This window comes from Limimaricola litoreus, from assembly GCF_024159025.1.
Lineage (GTDB): Bacteria > Pseudomonadota > Alphaproteobacteria > Rhodobacterales > Rhodobacteraceae > Limimaricola > Limimaricola litoreus.
Genome location: NZ_JAMYXC010000061.1, coordinates 1 through 1796, shown reverse-complemented (window position 1 = coordinate 1796; position 1796 = coordinate 1). Strand labels below are relative to the sequence as shown.

General features: G+C 72.5%; 2 protein-coding genes and 2 pseudogenes. All 4 read right to left on the bottom strand.

From position 1 onward, the window contains the following. A pseudogene (locus tag NHG85_RS04785) lies at positions 1-136 on the bottom strand (peptidase); the annotation flags it as partial. Beyond that, positions 133-984: a phage/gene transfer agent baseplate hub protein gene (locus NHG85_RS04780; RefSeq protein WP_253330321.1), complete on the bottom strand. Its 852-nt coding sequence runs from the start codon at positions 982-984 to the stop codon at positions 133-135. The gene NHG85_RS04780 and the pseudogene NHG85_RS04785, both read right to left, overlap by 4 nt. Then, positions 981-1625 carry a DUF2460 domain-containing protein gene (locus NHG85_RS04775; RefSeq protein ID WP_253330319.1) on the bottom strand — a complete coding sequence of 215 codons (645 nt, stop codon included), beginning with the start codon at positions 1623-1625 and terminating at the stop codon, positions 981-983. Before NHG85_RS04775 ends, NHG85_RS04780 begins: the two co-directional genes overlap by 4 nt. Positions 1626-1636: 11 nt before the next feature. Beyond that, positions 1637-1796 (bottom strand): annotated as a pseudogene (locus NHG85_RS04770) (phage tail tape measure protein); the annotation flags it as partial.

Below are 1796 nucleotides of genomic sequence, written 5' to 3'. Positions count from 1 at the left end.
CGGGCTCGGCCCCCGCCAGCGCCCGCCAGACGCCCCGCACCAGCCCGAGGCAATCGCAGCCCGCGCCGCGCCGCGAAGCGCCGTGCAGATAGGGCGTGCCGATCCAGCCGCGCGCCTCCGTGACGATGCGGCTCATGCGCCCCCCGAGCGCGGCACCGCCATCAGCCAGTCGGTTCCCGGCAGATCGGGAAAGCCGCGGAAATTGAGGAAATTGTCGAACTTGAGCCGGCAGGTCTCGGCCCGCTTGTCGCAGCCCGCGACAAGCCGCAGCCGCGTGCCCGGCGCGAGATCGGCAGCGATCGGCCCCCACAGCTCGACAATGCGCGCGCCCGCCTCCTGCCGGTCCTCGCGGATCGGCGCGGTGAGCCCCGCCCCCGGCCCCTCCAAGACCTCGACATGGCCATGCGCGAACCAGCCCTGCGCCGGGCCATCGGCCCAGTCGAGCCGCAGCTCCGCGCCCTCGGCACGCCCAAGGCTTCGCTCGACCGAGACGCCCTCCCGTCCGGTATCGACGCCGCAGCGCGCATCGCCCAAGACCGCGTCGCAGCGCGGCTGATAGACCCGGCCCAAGGGCCGGCCCAGCGCATCCGAAAGACCGCGCAGCTCGGCGCGAAACACCGTGCCGTCGCGGCGGATTTCGCCCAGATGCCCGCGAAACTCCAGCGCGCGCTCTTCGGGGTCGGCCCAGTTGACCCGCCAGATCCGCAGCTCTGCCCCATCGAGGCGGCCCTGGGCGATCTCTGCCTCGCTCACCCCTTCGTCCGAAATCGCGCCCAGCGCCTCGGCGGTGTCGGCAGCGAGCCCCGCGCTCTGCACCAGCGCGCTCGCGCTCATGCCGGTCTCGGGGCGAAACTCGATGCCCTCGAAGGCCAGCGCTCGGTCGTGATCGGTGAAACCGCGCTCCAGCCCGTCGGCGCGCTTCAATGCCCAGGCCCGGCACAGCGTCGTCACACCGGTTTGCAGATGCGCCTCAAACCCGCTCATGCCCGGATCTCCACCACCGGGATTTCGGGCAGCGTGCCCGCTTCGAACCCCGCGACCGAACCCGTCAGCGTCTCGGTGTCGAACCGCGCGGGCACGTCGAATTCGAACCCGGCGGTGACGAGCGCCCCGACCGGGGGTGCCACGTCGAACCGCAACAGCCCCGTCGCGTGATCCACCACGACGCCCTCGCCCTCGGTCACCGGATCGCCATCGACCGCGATGCGCAGGCTGCCCGCCACGGGCCGCGTGATCGGGCGCAGGTAGGGATGCGCATCCTCGCCGTAGCGCTTGACGAGCTGGAAACCCGTGGTCTCGCCATCGCCGATGCCGATCTGCTGATCGAGCGCGTCCACCGCGCGGCCTTGCGGGGCCGAGCGCCAGTCGAGCCAGTCCTTCCAGCGAAAGCCATGGAGGGGCCCGCGCCGCGCCTCGAAGAAGGCCAGCACCGCCTGCACATCCTCGATCGCGCGCAGGCCCAGCCCCGCGTCATAGCGCCGCCGGCCATGAGCCCATGGCGTGTTGCGCTCCTCGTATCCGTTGGCGAGCGTGACGATGTCGGTGCGCCGCTCCGGCCCGCCCGCGGCGCCGAAGCTCAGCGCCACGGGGAATTGCACGTCGTGGAATGCCTGCCCAGAAGCCATGTTTCTCTCCCTCACCTGTCGCGGCGGCCGCGGTCGACGGCGCGCGCGATCTGCGCCGCCACCTGCCCGCGTGAGCGCTGGAAACCCGTGATGTCGGGCGTGGTGATGTTGACCGTCACCCGTGCCCCGCCGCCACCGCCGCCCGCGGCGACGCCGAGCCGCCCGTCGGGC